Below are 19,224 nucleotides of genomic sequence, written 5' to 3'. Positions count from 1 at the left end.
GGCCCCTGGATTCTCACCCAGGGGCCTTTCGCATTTCAGTGCAACCGATCAGGCCTCATCCAACTCCGGCTCGTCCGCCTGCACGTTCACCGTGGCCTTCACCCCATCGTGACGACGAATATATTTCCAATCCGCCTCATCGATATAGATCCCGTTCGGCCCGCTGCCGCCTTCCAGGTCGATCGCCACTTGGGCAGACACCTGTGGCTTCACACTGGCAAGAATCGGCACAAAACCCAGCTGCAAACTGGTTTCCAGCAACGCCGCCTGGTTCTTCTCATCGATGTCCGCCGCTTCATCGAGGTAGTACGGTAAACGCACGCGTCCGGCCTGGTCTCGGTCCATCAAGTGCAGCAACAAGTACATGTTGGTCAGCGCCTTGATGGTCATGGTGGTGCCATTGGACGCGGCACCATCGATGTCGGTATGAATCACCGGCTGGCCATGTACCTTGGTGATCTCGAAGGCCAGCTCGAACAAGTCCTTGAGGCCCAACTGGTTATGGTTGGCCGCTACCAGGCGCGCCAGGTATTCCTTGGCCTCTTCGTTCTTGTTGTCCTGCTCGGCGCTCTGGCTGAGGTCGAACACCGACAGAGTCTCGCCTTCTTCATACTGACCGGCACTGTGGATGATCTGGTCGATATGCTTGAGGGCTTCCTTGTTCGGCGCCAGTACGATGCGGAAGCTTTGCAGGTTCGATACCTGACGCTTGTTGATCTCGCGGTTGAACAACGCCAACTGGTGCTCGAGGCTGTCGTAGTCGCTGCGGATATTGCGCAGGGTGCGCGCAATATCGGTGACCGCCGCGCGACGCGCCTTGCCCAGCGTCAACGCTTCATCGGTCCGGTGTGCATAGGCATTGATCAGCAACTGCAAGCGCCGTTCGACGTCGTCCTCGCTGTCGAACTTGGCCACGCCCTTGAGGCGCACCTGCGCATACAGCGCTTCGATCTGGCCATCGGCGCGCAGCAAACCTTGCCAGCTGTCCTGATAGTCATTGAGCAGCGGCAGCAGGTTGTCCATGGAGTCGTCGACCGGGTCCATGAACGGTGTGCCGAACGGCAAGTCCGCTGGCAGCAACTGACGACGGCGCAGCGCGTCGTCCAGCGTGCGTTGCTTGGCTTCCATATCGCCGATCTGACGGCCGACCAATTGCAGCTTGGCCGACAGTTGTTGAACACGCTCGGTGAAGGCATCGCTGGAACGCTTCAACTCATCCTGCGCCGCTTCCATCTGCGACAGGTTTTCCAGTTTCTCGCCTTCTTCGGCACTCAGGGTTTGTGCGCGGCGGAAGTCTTCCAAAGCCTTCTGCGCGTCGAGTACCTGCTGGTACAGCGCTTCGGTCTGGGTCTTGCTCGCGGCGCGGTCGGAGGCTACGGCCTGCTGAGTCTTGAGTTGCTTGAGCTCTTTTTCCAGGCGCTCTTTCTGGTCACGCAACGCCGCGCGATCGGCCAGCGCCTGCAATGCCGGCGGCTCGATATGCGAGAGATCGATGGCCAGCCCCGGCACTTCAAAACGCTCGCCTTTGAAACCATCGAGAATCAGCTCCAGGGATTTGACCCACCGGCCTTCCTCGTCCAGCGTGATGCCCTGTGCGCCCAACGGCAGGCTGAACAACGAACTGTTGAACAGACGCATCAGACGTTCGACATCCGGCTGTGAGAATTCTTCCCGCAGCTTGGCGTAGCTGTTGTTGTCGGCATGATCAAGCTGCTGCTTGACCGATTTCAGGCGTTTTTCCAGGTCGCGCAAACGCTCGTCGAGATCCTCGGCGCTGAACTGCCGGGATTGCGCCAGGGCGCCGGCCAGTTCATCGTGGGCATCCTTGGCCGCCAGCAGTTGCTGCTCCAGCACCTTCACGTCATCCACCAAGGCGAAGCGGTGCTTGAGCACCGACAGCTCGCCCAGCCAGCGCTGGATGCCGCTGATCTCGCGCTCCAGGCGCATCAGCTCCTGGGTGCCGCCACGCTGGTCGTTCTGCAGCGCATCCTGCTCGTTGCGATAGTGCTCGGCCTGGATGGTGAGCTCTTCCTTGCGCGCACTGGCGTAGTCCGACCAGGTGCCCAGCAGCGAATCCAGCAGCGGTGACAGGCGATGCAGCTTGCCGCGCAAGATATCGCGTTGTTTCACGCCGTTTGCGAGCGCCTCGACCAAAGGCCCGGCGGCGACCAGCGAATTGTAGTCCTGCTCCATGCGTCGTACATCGCGGAAGGCTTCTTCGCACGCGGCGATGTAATCAACACTGCCGGAACGCAGGCTGTGTTCAAACGCATCCAGGAACAGCTGCTTGAGCTTGGCCGCGGTGATCTCGCGCATGTGCAGCAAGTTGATAAACAGCGCGCGGAAGGTCTTCAGGCTTTGTTCGCTGGTAGAGCGCAGCGGAATCAGCGTCAGGTCCAGGGGGATCGACGTGTGGCCGCCCACCAGCAAGCGCCTCAGTTCATCGGGTTTGAGTTCGTAGGCTTTGAGGCCTTCGCGTTCAAGGTTGGTGAACAGCTCTTTCTGGCGCAGGCACGTGTCGTTTTTCTGGTAATGGGCCAGGTCCAGCTTGCCGGCATAGGCAAAGAACTGGTGTCCGAAACCACCGCCCGGGCCTCGCCCGACCACGCCGATGACATGCGGGCCGTGAGGCAGCGAAACTTCCACCAGGATGTAGCTGGTGTCGGTCGCAAAGTAGAAGCGCCGGGATTGCTCCAGGGTGTACTTGCCGAAACTCATGTCCGACATGCGCGCCAGGATCGGGAACTGCAAGGCGTTGATCGACGCGGATTTCCCCAGGTTGTTGGCGCCATACACCGACAGCGGCTCTTCCAGCGGGAACAAACCCAGGCTGTAGCCGGCGGTGTTCAATAGGGCGAAGCGGCGGATGCCGTAGCGTTCCTTGCTCATGCGTCGGTCTCCTGTTCTTCGGCAATGGCGCGGGCCATGGCGTCTTCTTCGCTTTCTTCTGCAAAGTCACTCAGATCGAGCGGATCATCGGTCTTCAGCAGTTTCTCATCGCTGTCTTCATCGATGATCACCGGCGCTGGCAATGGCAATACGCTGTGTACGCTGGCGGCCAGGTCGCGGTCCTGCTGCACCGACAGGCATACATCGAGGAAACGGTGCATCGGCGGCAGGAAGCGGTAGATGCCGTTGTCTTCGCTGGCAAAACCCAGCTGGGTCATGCGGCGCATGATTTTTTCTTCGAGTTCTTCCTGGGTCTGCACCTCGGCCTGGATAAACAGGTCGCGGTATTTCTCCAGCAGGGACGGCAGCTCATCGCGGCCGAGGCTGCCGCCGTCGAGCACGGCGATCGGGTCGCGGCCCTGGTCGGCCAGGTGCTCAACGAGAATGAAGGTGAACAACGCCAGGCGCTGGGCGGTCTTGTTCACCTGCGCGCTGGCAATCGCGGAGTCCGGCACGAAGTAATAGAAGCCACGGGTATCGCACACCAGTTCAAAGCCCAGGGCCTTGAACAGCGTGCGGTACTGGTCCTGGAAGTTTGAGAGCTGCGCGTACAGCTCCGGATCACGTCGGCTGACGTGGTAACCCTTGAACAGCTCGCGAAAGATCGGCGCCAGCTGGGACAGTTCGGATAGATCAAGATGCATAGGGGATGCTCGCAGTATTCTCGGCGGCGTCGGTGCTGGCCGGGAGCAGGGCGAATGAGCGCAGGCTGACCTGATGCTCGTGGGTGTGGTAATCGCGGCGTTCCAGGCGTTCGCGCTTGAAGCGTTTTTCACGCGAGAGGCGCGAGAACCAGTACAGCAATTCGTCGGTGGCGCCGTCCGGTTCCTGCTCCAGCAGCCAGGTCATCAGGTCCGGCATCGGCAACGCGTCTTCGCAGCGTTCGAGCATTTCCTTGACCGTGCGCGGCGCACGCTGGGCTTCGCCCTTGTGGGATTTGTGCGCCTTGGGGAAACGCGCCGGTTTCGGCTCGAAATTCGCCAGGGCATACACATAGGCTTCCACCTGGCTCGCGCTGCCGAGGAAGGTGCTTTGCGGGCGGGTGAACATCGGCATCGCCGCTTGCGGCACCGCGTCCAGGCCTTTGCGGCGGATAGCCGACAGGGCCAGCGCCGCGCCACGGGTCACGGCGTTGTGCCGGCGCGCTTCTTCGCGCAACGGCAACAGCAACTCGCGCGCATGACGCAAGGTCAACTGGGCGCTGGTCTGCATTTCGAGGATGCGCGCGTGGGTGCGCAGCAGCATGTCGTCATCCACCAGGTGGCCGAGGCGTTGTTGCTCGGTGAGCATGCGCAGCAGCACATTCTCGACCTTGCGCACGCCTTGCTCGAAGGCGCCGTCGGCATTAACCAGTTGGATCATCGGTTCGACGTATTCGTCCCAGGTCGCCAATACTTCGGCGTAGCGCTGGCGCAACGGGATCTGGCGGTCGCTGGTCTTGGCGCGGTCGGCCACGGCGGCGAGGGCCTGTTCGTCGTTGGCGAGTTTTTTCAGCACGTCGCGCACACGCATATCCAGCAGGCGCAGTTGGCGGGCCAGGTCGTGGCCATCGCGGATATCGAAGGCATCCTGGATGTAACCGGCCAGGCGCTCGAGGTGGCGCAGGTAGGCTTCGATCTCCAGGCACAGGCCAAGCCGGTGCTCCTTGCGAAGGTAAGCCAGGAAGTCGTGGATCTGCGCGTTGAGCTCGAAACGGTTCGGGCTCTTGGCGACGGGCACCAGGATGTCCAGGCGAATCCACACGTCCAGCAGGCTGGTGATGTCCTGCGGCGTGCTATCCAGTTGTTGGGCGGCCAGTTGCGCGCGCAGTTCGCCAAGGCTCAGGGTGCCTTGGTCGAAGTGTTCGCACAGTGGCTCGAGCAAGGCCCAGTGTTCGGCGAGGGCGCGCAGGACGCGCTTGGGTTCGATCATGGGGATGGCCGGCTGGTTGGCGATTAAAAGTCGCGATTGTACTGCATCGGGCGCGGGATTTATCCACAGCCGGTCAGTGTGCAGTGGGCGATTGTTGCCGAACAGCGGTAGAATCCCCGCTCTTTAGTTATCCGCAAGTGGCCGAGCTGTGCTTACCGAGTCCCGACGTCGCGCTTACTTGACCGCCATGCAGGTGGTCAACTGGCTGCCCCGCACCGAACTGCCGTTTGCCGCGCCGTCGCGGCCCGAGCTGTTGCAGGCGCTTGAGCCCGAAGAGGCGTTCCAGGTGTCGGGCGAGGAAGCGGCCGCGCCGGTCGCGGTGGTCAAGCCTGTGCCCGAGTCGCGCCCTGTGGTCGAGCGGGCCAGGATCGAAGTCCCGCGCCCATCGCCAGTGACCAAAGCCGCGGCGGTCGAAGAGGTCGCCCCCGTGGTCAAGGCCCCGGTGGTGCCGCCACCGCGTTTCGCCCTGCAATTGCTGCGCGCCGGGCGCTGCCTGCTGCTGGTGGAATTACCCACCGGCGAACGCTTCCAGACCCGCGACCCCGCCTACATGCTGCTCAAGGACATGCTGCGCGCCGCCGGCCTGCCCGACAGCCCGCAAATCGTCGGCGACCCGGTGCGCTGGCCATTGCTGGTGCGCGGCACCATGGACCAGGGCCCGGAAGCTGCGCGTGATTTTGTGCAAGGCTTTGTGTCGGCGCGCCTGGAAGACGAACCTTGCGTGTGCCTGTGGCTGATCGGCCTGCCCGCCGTGCGGTTTGCCGGCCAAGCGAATGCCGAAGCCTGGTACCGCGAGCTGCAGGTCGAAGGCCTGGGCTCGGTATGGGCCCTGCCGGGCCTGGAATTATTAATGGAAGAGCCACAGCGTAAGGCTGATGTCTGGCAAGCCATGCGCCGGCTGATGGCGCGCTGGAAAACAACCGATGAGTGAGGCTTTATCCTTCCGCCCGATGACCGAGGCCGACCTCGACGCCGTGCTGAAAATCGAATACGCGGCGTTCAGCCACCCGTGGACCCGTGGGATCTTTCTCGACGGGTTGGGCAAATATCAGATCTGGCTGATGTTCGAAGGCGAGCAGCAGGTGGGGCACGGCGTGGTGCAGATCATTCTCGATGAAGCGCATTTGCTGAACATCACCGTGAAGCCGGAAAACCAGGGCAGGGGGCTTGGCCTGGCGCTGCTGGAGCATTTGATGTCCCGCGCTTATGCTGCGAATGCGCGGGAATGCTTCCTGGAGGTGCGTGACAGCAATACCGGGGCGTTCCGTTTGTACGAACGTTATGGTTTCAACGAAATTGGCCGTCGCCGCGACTATTATCCGGCAGTGGGTGGCCGCGAAGATGCGGTTGTAATGGCTTGCACCCTTGTCGATTAAGCATGTAAAACCCTTGCACACCCCAGTATCTGTGGGAGCCGGGCTTGCCCGCGATGCAAGCACCTCGGTGTTTCAGTGAAACCGAGGTGATGCAATCGCAGGCAAGCCAGCTCCCACAGGGGCCTTTTTTACAATGAGTTCTGCGGTGTGTCAGCGGCTACCGTTTACAGGATCCAGGTCAGCCAGCTCGGCCTCATCCAACCCATTCCCGCCGCCAATGTCATCTTCGTCTACAACGCTCAGATCGTAATCCGCCGGGCTGTCTTCCCCTTCTTCCCGTGCATCGCGCGCGCCATCATCATGGATCAGCGTCTCGGGGCTCATGTCATCGTCAGTCGATTCATGGTCGGCGACCGACGCACCGGTCATCCCGGCTTCGCGCACCCGCTCTTCGGGCATCAGCTGCTCGCGCTCACCCGGTGGGAGCTCATCGCCGATTTCCGCCGTCTGATCTTCCTGGTCAAAATCCAGCTCGCGCATCGAACCCATGCGATCTTCGTTGTCATCAATCGGTTCGGGCTGTGTAGCGCCGTAGGGACGTCGTGATTCAGTCATGGCCAATCCTCATACTATGGGGCTTATAGTGTGTGGACAGGCTGTGCGCCCCAAAGATTCAAGCTAATTGACACCTGGTTATTCACACCGAGGGCGTGACCCGGACGAGGGGTTGTCAGTCACAAAACTGCGCATCATTCCTGAGGCTTTCCCTGATGAACGAATTACAAGACCTGCTTGATAACAATGAACGCTGGGCGGACGCGATCAAACAGGAAGATCCCGAATTCTTCGCCAAGCTCGCCCGCCAGCAAACCCCGGAATACCTGTGGATCGGCTGTTCCGACGCCCGCGTACCGGCCAACGAGATTGTCGGCATGTTGCCGGGTGATCTGTTCGTACACCGCAACGTGGCCAACGTGGTGCTGCACACCGACCTCAATTGCCTCTCGGTGATCCAGTACGCGGTGGACGTGCTCAAGGTCAAGCACATCCTTGTCACCGGCCACTATGGCTGCGGCGGCGTGCGGGCTTCGATGCAGGACCGTCAGTTCGGGCTGATCGACGGCTGGCTGCGCACCATCCGCGACCTCTATTACGAAAACCGTGACGTACTGGCCCAACTGCCGACTGAAGAAGAGCGCGTCGACCGCATGTGCGAGTTGAACGTGATCCAGCAGGTCGCCAATGTCGGCCACACCAGCATTGTGCAAAACGCCTGGCACCGTGGGCAGAGCCTGTCGATCCATGGCTGCATCTACGGCATCAAGGATGGGCGCTGGAAGAGCTTGAATACCACCATCAGTGGTTTCGAGCAGTTGCCGCCGCAGTATCGCCTGCGCCCGTTGGGTGAAGTCTAAGAGCCGACGCGGCTGCGCTTCTGTCCAGCAAGCGCAGTCCTGCAGCTACAGCGCCGGGATCGCCGTAGCTGGAGTGGGAACAGGGTTCTTCAGCTGTTTCAACTGGGTCTTGATCGCAGGCGTGGCGCATTTGGCACTTGCCTCTGCCGGGGGCAGGTTGCGCACCGAGGTATAGAACAACTCGCATGTCTGTTCCTTGCGCGTGACCTGCCAAGTGTTCATGCAAGCCTTGAGCGTCACATTCGGATCGCTCTCGGGTTTTTGCGCCATGCCGGCCTGCCAGCAGGCGGCGCTCAAATCCTGGCCCATCACTTTCAAGCCGGCCTCGTCGGCTTTCTGCTCGTTGCCCTCGTAGGTATCGGGACTTGCGGCATACCAGATGTAGCTCGGGTGGTTCGCCCCCAGCACGGACACGGTTTTGCCCGCTATCGGGCTGATCTGCGCCAGGCTCAATACACCCACCGTCTGCCCGTACTGTTGCTTGATCCAGCCGCGTACCGGCGCGCCAAAAGCCACCATCGGCAAAGCCCCTTTGTCGGACAGGCTCAGCTCCTGGACCATGCGCGTCTGGTAATCGGTGAAATAGCTGTAGACGGTTTCCAGGTCCTTGCCCGCGTTGGACGGCGCGGCGATGGGCGCGATATCGATGATGGTCTGGTAAGCCGGGGTTTCAGTGGCAGGTACGCCGTTGTCCGTGAGCAGGGCTGCCCAGCGGTCGGTGGTGGCCGATTCCAGGTAATCCTGCGCTTGGGTCAGTGAATAATCGGGCGGGAAATGCAGCAACTCGATGCTTTTGCGATTTTCCAGAGCCATGCCCAGCGGCAGGAACAGGTACCAGTTATAGGCCCATTTGCCGTCGCTGTTGAGCCGGCTGGCGCCTTGATAGGCCAGGTCGGCGGTATCGAGCAATCGGGTCAGGGGCTGGCCGTAACTGTCGGGTACACCGCTGAAGGTCGCAGATACCTTGCCTTCCTGGGTCTTGACGCTGACTTTCGCTCGGCTGTACCCGTCCCGTTGCAGGCTCTGGTTCAGATAATGCTCGACAGTCTGTTCCAGCGTCCATGGCCGAAAGCAGATCACATTGCAGTTATTAGGGTAGGCAAACAGTTGGGTTACACGCTGCGTGCTCCCCAGCGGTACCTCAATGTCGGCCTGTACGACCGCACTCGCCATCAGTGCGGCCAGGGTGTAACACAGCCTGGTCGGTTTGAACATTGGTTGTTTCCTTGTCAGCGAAAGCCCACCTCCACACAGTAGCGGCTGACCAGCAAAGGCGCGTTATAAATCATCAGGCATGTCGTTATTGGATAAGAAAACCTACAGGCTGAACTGCAAGGCGTTGCTCAAGTCGCCCATGGGTTTCTGGCCGCGGGCGATCATCGCGTCATCCCGCTGCTTGAGGCCGTCCAGTGTTTCCAGCTGGAATACGCGGGTGATCAGACGCAGGATTGAAGCCGTGTCATACACCGTATGGTCCACCGTGCCTTTGCGCGCGAACGGTGACACCACCAACGCCGGAACCCGCGTGCCCGGGCCCCACCGGTCACCTTTGGGCGGTGCGACGTGGTCCCACCAGCCGCCGTTTTCATCGACGGTCACCACCACCACCATGTTTGGCCACTGCGGGCTTTCTTGCAGCACCTTCAAGGCCCGCACGATATGACGGTCGCCCGAGGCAACGTCGGCATAGCCCGCGTGCATGTTCAGGTTGCCCTGGGGCTTGTAGAAGGTGACGGCGGGCAGCTTGCCGGCCTGGGCATCGGCGAAGAATTTGTTGGTACTGGCCTCATCACCCAAGCCGCCATCGCGCAGGCGCTTGTCGCGCTCGGCGCGGTTCTGCGGGCCCTGTTGCTTGAAGTAGTTGAACGGCTGGTGGTGATACTGGAAGTTCGGAATTTTCGGAATGCCGCCCGAATCCTTGAATTGGTCCAGGGTCGCTTGCCATGCGCCGGCGTACCACGCCCAGTCGACGTTGTTTTTCGACAATTTGTCGCCGATGTGTTCGTGGGTCTGCGGCACCAGCACGTTGGGCAGGTCCGGTTTGGAATAATCCGGGTTTTGCGGGTCGCGAATCCAGGTCGGCCAGTAGGGCGGAGCCAGGGTGTTCACCGCGTAGCCATCCGGGGTCAGGGCGCTGGGGCCGAACTGCGGCGGCCCCGTCATTGCGCTGGCCGGGGACGTGTCCAGCGGTTTGAGGCGCGGGTCGCTGGGGTCATCGCTTTGCAGCGTGGCGATCTGCGCTTTTGCCACCGATTGAGCGGCATTCGGATAAACCGGCGCGGTGGCGCTGACCAGGTACTGGTGATTGAGGAACGAGCCACCAAAGGCTCCCTGGAAGAAGTTGTCGCAGAGCACAAACTCCTTGGCCACGTCCCACAGGCGCAGGGAATAACGACTCTGGGCGTAATGGCCCATCACCAGGCCGCCGGAGTCCGCCCATGCAACAAAGCCGTCGTTCTTGCCGCCATTGATCTGCATCTGGTTCTGATAGAACACGTGCCACAAGTCGCGGGTGACCAGGCTCAGGGGCAGGTCTTCGGCGTTCGGACCCTTGAGGGCGAAAGGTGCGTTGGGCAGGTTTTCCTGGAATTGCGCTCCACTGGCATAGGTCACCCCGTCCACCGTCTGCGGGCCGACTTGCAACACACCACCCCAGACAGGCGGCAGGGTGTTCAGTACGCTGGCGTCACGGTCGCGTTGCTGTGCATCGGCGGGGGACAGTGCAGACAGCGGTTTCTCCACGCCGGGGAAATCGGCGAACAGATTGTTGAAGCTGCGATTCTCGGCGTAGATCACCACCACGGTTTTCACCTGGTCGCGCAAGGCCTTGTCCAATTCTTGCGGGGTAAGCGGCCGCGCGTCCGGTTTGACGGGCGTTTCGCTGGTATTGCCGCAGGCGCTCAAGGTTGCGCCGACCCCCAGTACCGCGGCGCCCCCCAGGAAACGCCGGCGGCTGGTGTCTACCGGCGGTTGGGCCGCGGCATCGGCGGAAGGGCGGTCTTCGTGATCGTCACTCATTGCGGGGAGTCCCTGGCGAGTTGTTGCAAGATGTTTCGCAGGACGGTAGCAATGGAATGTGACGGATAGAAGACAGAGATTTGAATCAGCCGATCACAGCAGGCGTAGCGCCAACTGGCTGCCGGCACGCAAGTACTCCACCTGCGCCGTCACCGCATCCTTGACGATGGCCTCGCCGGTGTCGGTAAGCTTGGCCTTTTTGGAATCAATGACACTGGTCTGCAATAGCTGCATGGCCACGTCGATCGATTTCTGAAAGGCGGTCACGTTGTTATGCAGGCCGAACTCCTTGATGACGGTTGCCATGCGGCGATCGGCATCGTCCCGCAAGGCCCTGTACTCAGTGACCGAGACGTGATCGTCCTTGTAGATATCAGTGATTAACTCTTCCAGCGATTTGGATAGCGGCGTCATCGGATTGTCCTTTGTGTGCTGTGGGTGGGAATCCGAATCAGGTTAATCAAAGGTCTTGGCGGGGGGAGTCAGGGGTTGCCGTCGATTCGAGTGCGATAAGACCACGTGTCAGTTCAGAAAGTGACTTTTAAGCTTGTCGATTGAACCTGGCTCACATGTTTGAGCGGGTTTTGCCAAAGCTCCCGTATACCTCGTCAGAGTGTTATGCATATGTCTACAGGCGGCTGGCGCTGCTAGACTGGATCGATACAGGACATCATCGAGGCGAACCGTGAAACCTTCAACCGCCCTTGACCTACAGCGAGCTGCCGTCAGAGAAGTCGTCGGTCGTTTCCGCATCTCAAACCCTAGAGTATTTGGGTCGGTGTTACTGGGAACCGACCAAGAGGGCAGTGATCTGGATTTATTAGTTGATGCTCCGCCTGGAACCACCCTTTTTGATCTCGGTGGACTTCAGGTAGAGCTTGAGGATCTGCTTGGCGTCAATGTGGACTTACTGACACCTGCCGATTTACCTTTGAAGTTTCGTGCAAAAGTCTTGGCCGAGGCGCGTCCGGTATGACAGCAAACCGCCTTGAGGATTATTTGAATCATGTCCGGCAAGCGGCTACTGACGCGATCACTTTTGTTGAAGGCTTGAGCAAAGAGGAATTTCTGGAAGACAGGCGAACTCAACAAGCGGTGATCATGAGCGTGATTATTATTGGTGAGGCGTCAACCAAAATTATGAACCAGTATCCGGATTTCGCGGCCGGTCATTCACACATCCCGTGGCGAAGCATGCGCGGAATGCGCAATCGGATTGCCCATGGTTATTTCGATATCAACCTTGATGTGGTCTGGGACACGATCCAGAGCGCCTTGCCTGATTTACTGGAGCATCTGCCCATCGCTCCAGCATGAAGAGCACCTGTTGCAACAACAGGTGCTTCACCCGTTGGTTAAGGCATCACCGGCGGCAAATACTTCAACGTCGTCCCCAGCGCCCACAACAGGAACAACACCAGTGGCGTATGCACCAGCAACTGCACGAACGAAAACCCGATCAAGTCCCGCGCCTTCAAGCCCAGCACCCCCAGCAGCGGCAGCATATAGAACGGGTTGATCAGGTTCGGCAGCGCCTCGGCCGCGTTGTAGATCTGCACCGCCCAGCCCAGGTGGTATTGCAGGTCATTGGCGACTTGCATCACATAAGGCGCTTCGATGATCCATTTGCCACCGCCCGAGGGGATAAAGAAACCCAGCACCGCCGAGTACACGCCCATCAGCAGTGCGTAGGTGTCGTGGGAGGCGATGGAGGTGAAGAAGGTCGAAATGTGGTGGGCCAGGGTCTGGCCGTCGCCGCCCTTGACCACGGTCATCAGCGCAGCGATCGACCCGTAAAGCGGGAACTGGATCAGCACGCCGGTGGTGGTTGGCACCGCTCGGGCGACGGCGTCGAGGAAGCTGCGAGGGCGCCAGTGCAGCAGGGCACCCACCATGATGAACAGGAAGTTATAGGTGTTCAGCCCCGAGATCGCGCTGATCGCCGGCTTGGTCGAGAACTCATGGAACAGCCAGCCGGCCGCCAGGCAAGCCAGCAGGATGGTCAGCAGCGGGCTGTGTTCCAGCCATTCGCCCGGGCGGGTCGGCGCTTGTATCTTGGGCAGGTTGAACGCGGGGTCTACCCCACAGGCCTTGGCGTCGCGCGCGCTGTTCGGGCCGGGCGCGGTGGCGTAGGCGATGATCAGTGACACCACGATCAGCGCCAGCAACAGCACGCCGGATTGCCACAGGAAAATGGTGTCAGTGAACGGGATCACGCCCGTAATCGACAGGATCGACGGCGGCAGACTGGCGGGGTTGGCCTGCAACTGCGCGGCCGACGACGACAGGCCCAGTGCCCACACCGCACCCAGCCCCAGATACGCCGCGGCACCGGCAGCGCGGTAATCCATGCGCAAATCAGTCCGACGCGCCAGCGCCCGCACCAGCAAACCACCGAACACCAGGGACAGACCCCAGTTCAGCAACGACGCGACCATGGAGATCAGCGCCACCCACGCCACGGCCGAGCGGCCGTTCTTCGGGATACGCGCCAGGCGATCAATCAGCTTTACCGCTGGCGGCGAGCTGGCGACCACATAACCACCGATCACCACAAACGCCATCTGCATGGTGAAGGGGATCAGGCTCCAGAACCCGTCGCCAAAGGCCTTGGCCGCCTCGGCGGGTGCGGCGCCCATGCCCAGGGTCGCCACGGCGACAATGATCACGGCGAGGGCGGCAAACACCCAGGAGTCTGGAAACCAGCGCTCGGCGAAGTTGGAACAGCGCAGGGCAAATCGGGCATAGCGGCTTTCTTCGATAGCATCGGCCACGAGTCTTTCCTCTTGTCTTTATTATGGTGTTGGCAGTTTCACGGCATGTTCCGCTACCGCCCTTGATATGGGAATGCAGTTATCTTCATCGATCCATGAGGAAAACAAATATATCTGTCGTGATTGCCATCACTTGGCTCAGCTCATAACCTGCACGCCATTTTGTTTGTCTGCCGAGCCTTCACATGACTGCCACCCTTTCCTCACAGGCGCAGCGTTTTTCCCGCTCCGACTACAAAACCCTGGGCCTGGCCGCCCTGGGCGGCGCCCTGGAAATCTACGATTTCATTGTCTTCGTGTTTTTCGCGCTGACCCTGAGCCAACTGTTCTTCCCGCCCGAAATGCCCGAGTGGCTGCGCCTGCTGCAAAGCTTCGGCATCTTTGTCACCGGCTACCTGGCGCGTCCGCTGGGCGGCATCCTGTTGGCGCATTTCGCCGATCACCTGGGACGCAAGCGTGTATTCAGCCTGAGCATCCTGATGATGGCGTTGCCCTGCCTGTTGATCGGGATCATGCCCACCTACGCGCACATCGGCTATTTCGCGCCGCTGATCCTGCTGGCGCTGCGCGTGCTGCAAGGCGCGGCAGTGGGTGGAGAAGTGCCCAGCGCCTGGACCTTCGTTGCCGAACACGCCCCGGCCCATCATCGCGGTTACGCCCTGGGCTTCCTGCAAGCCGGCCTGACGTTCGGCTACCTGCTCGGCGCACTTACTGCCACCTTGCTGGCGCAAGTCTTCACCCCCGCCGAAATCCTCGACTATGCCTGGCGCTTTCCGTTCCTGCTGGGCGGCGTGTTTGGCGTGATCGGCGTATGGCTGCGACGCTGGCTCAGCGAAACCCCGGTGTTCCTCGACATGCAGGCGCGCCGTCAAGCCGCCGCCGAACTGCCGTTGCGCACCGTATTGCGTGACCACCGCGCCGTGTTGCTGCCGGCGATGATCCTCACGTGCGTGCTGACGTCGGCCGTGGTGGTGCTGGTCGTCATCACCCCGACCATGATGCAGAAAACCTTCGGAATGAGCCCCAGCCACACTTTCGCCCTGAGTGCGTTGGGCATCGTGTTCCTGAATATCGGCTGCGTACTCGCCGGGTTGCTGGTTGACCGCATCGGCGCCTGGCGCGCGGTACTCGTATACAGCCTGTTGCTGCCGATGGGGATTGCGGTTCTGTACGCCAGCCTCATCAGCGGCGGCGTATGGCTGGGCGCGGCGTATGCCTTGGCCGGGCTCGGTTGCGGCGTGGTGGGCGCGGTGCCGTCGGTGATGGTCGGGTTGTTTCCGGCGCAGGTGCGCGTGTCGGGAATCTCCTTCACCTACAACATCGCCTACGCACTATGGGCCAGCACCACACCGCTGCTGTTGATTGCCCTGATGCCGACCAGCCCGTGGATCTGCGTGATTTATTGCGTAGTGATGGGGGCGGCGGGGGTGCTGAGCGTGGCGTTGTTTGGCAAGCGCCACACATTAAAGGCCTGAGCTTTGAGTCAAGAAGTGCCAAAGCAGCAACGTACCGGACCCCGCCATGCTCCGATACTCGCGCGCCGCGCGCATCGGGTATCGTAGGGTTTATTTTTTTCTGAAGAGTCTTTTCAACCATGAGCCCAGCCCATCACCGTCGCCCCGTTCCGCTGTCAAAGGCCTACCGCTTGCTCAACCACGGCCCGACCGTGCTGGTGAGCGCCGCCCACAACGGCCGGCGCAACATCATGGCGGCCGCCTGGGCGATGCCGCTGGACTTCGAACCGCCGAAAGTCGCCGTGGTGTTGGACAAGGCCACCTGGACGCGCCAATTGCTGGAAGGCGCCGGCACCTTCGTGCTTCAGGTGCCCTGTGCGGCACAGGCCGATCTGGTGCAGACGCTGGGTAATACCACCGGTGCCGAAACCGACAAATTCGCTGCATACGGTTTACAGACGTTCATCGGTGAACATACCGAGGCGCCCTTGCTGGAAGGTTGCGTGGCCTGGCTGGAGTGTCGTCTGTTGCCCGAGCCTCATACCCAGCAGACCTACGATCTGTTCCTGGGCGAAGTGGTCGCGGCGTATGCCGACGAACGCGTATTCAGCGAAGGCCGTTGGCACTTCGAAGGCCATGATCAACGGCGCACCTTGCACCATGTGGCGGGCGGGCATTTCCTCACAATTGGCCAGCCGATTGACGGGCATCAGCTTCCACACTGAGCCCCCTCCAAGCGGTTTTGTCAGCGCCCGAGCATCTTCACCCAACGCGAAGGCGGCATGCCATAAGTGCTGCGAAATTGCCGGGTCATATGGCTCTGGTCGGTGAAGCCGGCGGTCAACGCTGCATCAACCAGCGATCGGCCCTGGGCCAGCAGGCTGCGCACCAGGTCGAGCCGGCGCATGGTCAGGTAGCGATAGGGGCTGGTGCCGAACAGCACGCGAAAATCCCGCGACAGGGCCCAGCGGTCGCGGCCGGCGTGGTCAGCCATTTCATCCAGGGTGATGCTGCGACCCAGGGCACCGTGGATGAATTCCCGGGCGCGCTCGGCGGCGACGTAATCGAAGCTCTTGCGGCTGACGATGCCCCCCGAAACGTTGCTCAGCGCGTGAGCCAGGTCGAACAGTGCGTCCTGCTCCTGCAACGGATCGAGGGGATTATCCAGGTTTTGCAGCAGCACTTCGCTGGCACGGAACAGCCTGGGGTCAGTGGATAGGCCATTGGGGATAAACGGCAACGGCTTGCCGCCAAGGATCTGCTGGATCAGCGACGGCTCGACGTAAATCATCCGGTATTTGAAGCCTTCGTCGCTGCCGGCGTGACCGTCATGGGTTTCATCGGGGTGCAGCACCATGGTGGTGCCGGGCAGACTGTGGATCATGGCGCCGCGATAATGAAAACTCTGCACGCCGGTCAATGTGCGCCCGATGGCGTAAGTGTCATGTCGGTGCGGATCGAATGCGAAGCCGGCAAAGTACGCCTCGATACGGTCCAGGCCACTGGCATGTGGGGCGCGGTGCAGCCAGTCAAGGGTGGCGGTGGGTTTGCCCATGGCGACTTGTCACAAAAAGGGAGATGGAAACACGTTAACCCAGTCTGCAGCCCTTGTCTTCGGGGGTCTTGTACGATTGTGCAGGGCGGGTACCAGGCCTATGATCGCCTTTCGTGTCTTATGCTGATGGAGCTGCCTGCCATGGAATTTTTCGACCCCGCCTACGTGGCGCCCCTGGTTTCGCTGGCTTTGCTGTGGACGGTGGCGGTAGTGACGCCCGGCCCCAACTTTTTCAATACGGCGCAATTGGCCGCGAGCTGTTCGCGCCGTCATGGCGTGGTGGCGTCGGCGGGTGTGGCCACCGGTACGGTCATGTGGGGGCTGGCGGGCGGCCTGGGCATCAAGTCGCTGTTCACCGCAGCACCGATGTTGTACCTGGCGTTCAAGATCATCGGCGGCTGCTACCTGATTTACCTTGGGCTGAAACTGTTCAAGCGCTCGGCGCCGGCCATGGGCCAGAGTGTGCTGCCGGACCACCCCCGGCGCTCGCTGTTTTCCGCCTGGCGCCTGGGCCTGCTGGGTAACCTGTCCAACCCCAAGGCAGCCCTGTTTGTTGCCACCATCTTCGCCTCCACCATGCCGCCGTCACCGTCGCCGATGTTGCTGACCCTGGCGGTGATCACCATGGCTACCTTGTCGTTCAGTTGGTATTCCTGCGTGGCCCTGGTGTTTTCCAGCGAGCGCATGGCCAATTTCTATAGCCGCTCGCGCAAGTGGCTCGACCGCTTTGCCGGGAGTTGCTACATGCTTTTCGGTGCGCATCTGGTAGCGAATCGCTGACCGTCCGTGGTAGTGAGCGCACGGGCGCTTTCTGCGTTGGTTGAATGTTCAATCGCCGACCGCTTCGCCTTCACGCCTTGGGTCGGCGCCGCCGCTCAACGTCATCCTGCCCTGGGCGTCCCGCGTGCGAACGATGGCCTGGATGCCGCTGGTCATTTCGATTTCGCTCAGCGCATGGCCCTTGTCCTTGAGTGCCTGTTTCAGCGCTGGGCTGAACAGACCGGTTTCCAATTCGGTGGCGCCGTTGCGGCTGCCGAAGTTGGGCAAGCTGATGGCGGCTTGCGGGTCAAGTTTCCAGTCGAGCATCGCCACCAGGGACTTGCTCACGTACTCGATGATCTGCGAGCCGCCGGGCGAGCCGAGCGTGGCCAGCAACTCGCCGCTCTTGCGGTCGAACACCAGCGTCGGCGCCATGGCCGAACGCGGGCGTTTGCCCGGCTCGACACGGTTGGCCACGGGCTGGCCATCTTCCGCGGGAATAAACGAAAAGTCGGTCATCTGGTTGTTGAGCAAGAAGCCCTGAACCATGACATGGGCGCCAAACGCCGCTTCCACTGTCGTGGTCATCGACACGGCGCCGCCCCTGTCATCCACCGCCACCACTTGCGAGGTGGAGATGCGCAGCGGCGAGCGATCCGGCGCGTACGCCACCTGGATGCCCGCAGGCAAGCCCGGCTTGGCGATACCCATGCTGCGCTCGCTGATTAACGCAGCGCGCTTGGCCAGATAGTCCGGTGCGATGAGGCCGGCGACCGGCACCGGGACAAAATCGGCGTCGGCAAGGTAGAGCGCGCGATCAGCAAAGGCCAGGCGACCGGCTTCGGCCAGCAGGTGCACGGCGTTGGCTGTCGGATCAAGGCCGGCCGGCGATGGGCTTTTCACCGGTTGCATCGCGGCGATGGCCAGCCCCGGGTCGCGGGCTTGCAGCGCTTGCAAGGTGCCCAGGATCTGCGCGATGGCGACCCCGCCCGATGAGGGCGGCGGCATGCCGCAGACTTTCCATTGCTGGTAGTCGGTGCACACCGGCGTGCGTTCCTTGGCGGTGTAGCCCTTCAGGTCCGCCAATGACAGGCTGCCCGCGTTGCGATGGCCTTGCACTTTACGTGCGATCTCATCGGCTATCGGCCCGCGGTACAGCGCGTCCGGCCCTTCCTTGGCAATGCGTTTGAACACGTCTGCCAGCGCCGGATTTTTCAACAGCGTACCGGTGGCTTTCGGCGTGCCATCGGCATTCAGGAAGTATGCCGCCATTTCGGGTGATTGCCAGATGTAGCGATCAGCCGCGATCAGGCTGTGCAGGCGCGCAGAAATGGCGAAACCCTGTTCCGAGAGCCGGATCGCCGGTTCGAACAGCTTGGTCCATTGCAGCCGGCCGGTCTTTTGGTGCGCCATCTCAAGCGCCCGCAATACGCCAGGCGTACCGACTGAACGGCCGCCTATCTGCGCCTCGGCAAACGTCATCGGTGTGCCGTCGGCCTTCAGGAACAACTGCTCGGTCGCCCCGGCCGGTGCGGTTTCACGGCCGTCATAGGCGTGCACGTTGGCGCCGTCCCACAGCATGATGAACGCGCCGCCGCCGATGCCGGAGGACTGCGGCTCCACCAGCGTCAGCACCGCTTGCATGGCAATCGCCGCATCTATCGCCGAACCGCCCATGCGCAACATCTCGCGCCCGGCCTCGGCCGCCAGCGGGTTGGCGGCCGCAGCCATGTGGCGCTCGGCGTGTTGGGGCGTGAGGTGGGTGCGGTACCCCGAACCCAGCTCTGGTGCCGGTGGCGGTTCGTTTACAGGTGTATGGCAGGCAGCCAGGGCGAGGGCGGCGGCAATCACTGACAGTTGACGGCGAGAAACTGAAAACACGCGCTGAACTCCGTTCATTTTGAGAATGATCTGCTGTCCTTGGGCGACTGTTTTTTAAGTTCAACGTCGAACTTGACCATGCCTTTGGAGGCTGCATTTGCGAACAGGGCAAAGGCGGACAGCGCTAACGCCGGGAGCAGGGGGTTGAAGGCCATCGAACACTGATTCCATTTAGTGTTGGGGACGCGCGGA

19 protein-coding genes are annotated in these 19,224 nt (G+C 61.4%); 8 read left to right on the top strand and 11 right to left on the bottom strand.

Annotated features, from left to right (window positions below; all coding sequences use genetic code 11):
- Positions 1-48: 48 nt before the first annotated feature.
- From mksF to mksB, 3 genes are read right to left on the bottom strand one after another with little or no spacing between them, the layout of a single operon-like run.
- Positions 49-2,889 (bottom strand): Mks condensin complex protein MksF, encoded by a 2,841-nt coding sequence (mksF, locus tag ACLH0H_RS05565; RefSeq protein WP_411381279.1) that lies wholly within the window; start codon positions 2,887-2,889, stop codon positions 49-51.
- Positions 2,886-3,593: an Mks condensin complex protein MksE gene (gene mksE / locus ACLH0H_RS05560; RefSeq protein ID WP_411381278.1), complete on the bottom strand. Its 708-nt coding sequence runs from the start codon at positions 3,591-3,593 to the stop codon at positions 2,886-2,888. The genes mksF and mksE overlap by 4 nt, the downstream gene beginning before the upstream one ends.
- Entirely contained in the window at positions 3,583-4,860 is a 1,278-nt protein-coding gene (gene mksB / locus ACLH0H_RS05555; protein ID WP_076951023.1) for an Mks condensin complex protein MksB, read from the bottom strand. Before mksB ends, mksE begins: the two co-directional genes overlap by 11 nt.
- A 187-nt stretch (positions 4,861-5,047) precedes the next feature.
- Here mksB and ACLH0H_RS05550 point away from each other — a divergent pair, with 187 nt between their 5' ends.
- Complete coding sequence (locus ACLH0H_RS05550) at positions 5,048-5,791, top strand: energy transducer TonB (RefSeq protein WP_411382373.1); 744 nt, start codon at positions 5,048-5,050, stop codon at positions 5,789-5,791.
- Positions 5,784-6,236: a ribosomal protein S18-alanine N-acetyltransferase gene (gene rimI / locus ACLH0H_RS05545; RefSeq protein ID WP_003188286.1), complete on the top strand. Its 453-nt coding sequence runs from the start codon at positions 5,784-5,786 to the stop codon at positions 6,234-6,236. The genes ACLH0H_RS05550 and rimI overlap by 8 nt, the downstream gene beginning before the upstream one ends.
- A gap of 150 nt (positions 6,237-6,386) precedes the next feature.
- Here rimI and ACLH0H_RS05540 read toward each other — a convergent pair whose 3' ends face one another.
- Positions 6,387-6,791, bottom strand: a complete 405-nt coding sequence (locus tag ACLH0H_RS05540) for a serine kinase/phosphatase (protein ID WP_411381277.1) — start codon at positions 6,789-6,791, stop codon at positions 6,387-6,389.
- A 155-nt stretch (positions 6,792-6,946) separates the two neighbouring features.
- Here ACLH0H_RS05540 and can point away from each other — a divergent pair, with 155 nt between their 5' ends.
- Positions 6,947-7,591 (top strand): carbonate dehydratase, encoded by a 645-nt coding sequence (can, locus tag ACLH0H_RS05535; RefSeq protein WP_053134092.1) that lies wholly within the window; start codon positions 6,947-6,949, stop codon positions 7,589-7,591.
- Between the two features lie 45 nt (positions 7,592-7,636).
- Here can and ACLH0H_RS05530 read toward each other — a convergent pair whose 3' ends face one another.
- The 3 genes from ACLH0H_RS05530 to ACLH0H_RS05520 form a co-directional block, all read right to left on the bottom strand.
- Positions 7,637-8,806 carry a hypothetical protein gene (locus tag ACLH0H_RS05530; RefSeq protein ID WP_411381276.1) on the bottom strand — a complete coding sequence of 390 codons (1,170 nt, stop codon included), beginning with the start codon at positions 8,804-8,806 and terminating at the stop codon, positions 7,637-7,639.
- Positions 8,807-8,908: 102 nt separating this feature from the next.
- On the bottom strand, positions 8,909-10,609 hold the full coding sequence (gene acpA / locus ACLH0H_RS05525) for an acid phosphatase (RefSeq protein WP_411381275.1): 1,701 nt from the start codon (positions 10,607-10,609) through the stop codon (positions 8,909-8,911).
- A 93-nt stretch (positions 10,610-10,702) separates the two neighbouring features.
- Complete coding sequence (locus ACLH0H_RS05520) at positions 10,703-11,023, bottom strand: hypothetical protein (protein WP_411381274.1); 321 nt, start codon at positions 11,021-11,023, stop codon at positions 10,703-10,705.
- Between the two features lie 271 nt (positions 11,024-11,294).
- Between ACLH0H_RS05520 and ACLH0H_RS05515 the strand changes: the two genes are divergently transcribed.
- A complete protein-coding gene (locus ACLH0H_RS05515; protein WP_017844503.1) occupies positions 11,295-11,585 on the top strand; it encodes a nucleotidyltransferase family protein in 291 nt (96 codons plus the stop codon).
- On the top strand, positions 11,582-11,926 hold the full coding sequence (locus tag ACLH0H_RS05510) for a DUF86 domain-containing protein (protein WP_411381273.1): 345 nt from the start codon (positions 11,582-11,584) through the stop codon (positions 11,924-11,926). The genes ACLH0H_RS05515 and ACLH0H_RS05510 overlap by 4 nt, the downstream gene beginning before the upstream one ends.
- Before the next feature lie 38 nt (positions 11,927-11,964).
- Here ACLH0H_RS05510 and ACLH0H_RS05505 read toward each other — a convergent pair whose 3' ends face one another.
- The gene (locus tag ACLH0H_RS05505; protein ID WP_076951028.1) at positions 11,965-13,383 is read right to left on the bottom strand and encodes a short-chain fatty acid transporter; all 1,419 of its coding nucleotides are present in this window, start codon (positions 13,381-13,383) and stop codon (positions 11,965-11,967) included.
- Between the two features lie 185 nt (positions 13,384-13,568).
- Here ACLH0H_RS05505 and ACLH0H_RS05500 point away from each other — a divergent pair, with 185 nt between their 5' ends.
- On the top strand, positions 13,569-14,858 hold the full coding sequence (locus ACLH0H_RS05500) for an MFS transporter (RefSeq protein ID WP_411381272.1): 1,290 nt from the start codon (positions 13,569-13,571) through the stop codon (positions 14,856-14,858).
- Positions 14,859-14,977: 119 nt separating this feature from the next.
- Positions 14,978-15,562 carry a flavin reductase family protein gene (locus ACLH0H_RS05495; protein WP_169377513.1) on the top strand — a complete coding sequence of 195 codons (585 nt, stop codon included), beginning with the start codon at positions 14,978-14,980 and terminating at the stop codon, positions 15,560-15,562.
- A gap of 20 nt (positions 15,563-15,582) precedes the next feature.
- Here the strand turns inward: ACLH0H_RS05495 and ACLH0H_RS05490 are convergent, their stop codons facing one another.
- Positions 15,583-16,392 (bottom strand): AraC family transcriptional regulator, encoded by an 810-nt coding sequence (locus tag ACLH0H_RS05490; RefSeq protein ID WP_411381271.1) that lies wholly within the window; start codon positions 16,390-16,392, stop codon positions 15,583-15,585.
- Positions 16,393-16,533: 141 nt separating this feature from the next.
- Here ACLH0H_RS05490 and ACLH0H_RS05485 point away from each other — a divergent pair, with 141 nt between their 5' ends.
- Complete coding sequence (locus ACLH0H_RS05485) at positions 16,534-17,172, top strand: LysE family transporter (protein WP_411381270.1); 639 nt, start codon at positions 16,534-16,536, stop codon at positions 17,170-17,172.
- 48 nt (positions 17,173-17,220) lie between these two features.
- Here the strand turns inward: ACLH0H_RS05485 and ggt are convergent, their stop codons facing one another.
- Both ggt and ACLH0H_RS05475 read right to left on the bottom strand, forming a co-directional pair.
- Entirely contained in the window at positions 17,221-19,050 is a 1,830-nt protein-coding gene (gene ggt, locus ACLH0H_RS05480; protein ID WP_411381269.1) for a gamma-glutamyltransferase, read from the bottom strand.
- Positions 19,047-19,187 carry a hypothetical protein gene (locus ACLH0H_RS05475; protein ID WP_411381268.1) on the bottom strand — a complete coding sequence of 47 codons (141 nt, stop codon included), beginning with the start codon at positions 19,185-19,187 and terminating at the stop codon, positions 19,047-19,049. Before ACLH0H_RS05475 ends, ggt begins: the two co-directional genes overlap by 4 nt.
- Between the last annotated feature and the right edge of the window lie 37 nt (positions 19,188-19,224).

Source organism: Pseudomonas sp. MPB26, assembly GCF_046605355.1.
GTDB classification, from domain to species: Bacteria; Pseudomonadota; Gammaproteobacteria; order Pseudomonadales; family Pseudomonadaceae; genus Aquipseudomonas; species Aquipseudomonas cedrina.
This window is presented reverse-complemented; position numbering and strand designations above follow the sequence as displayed.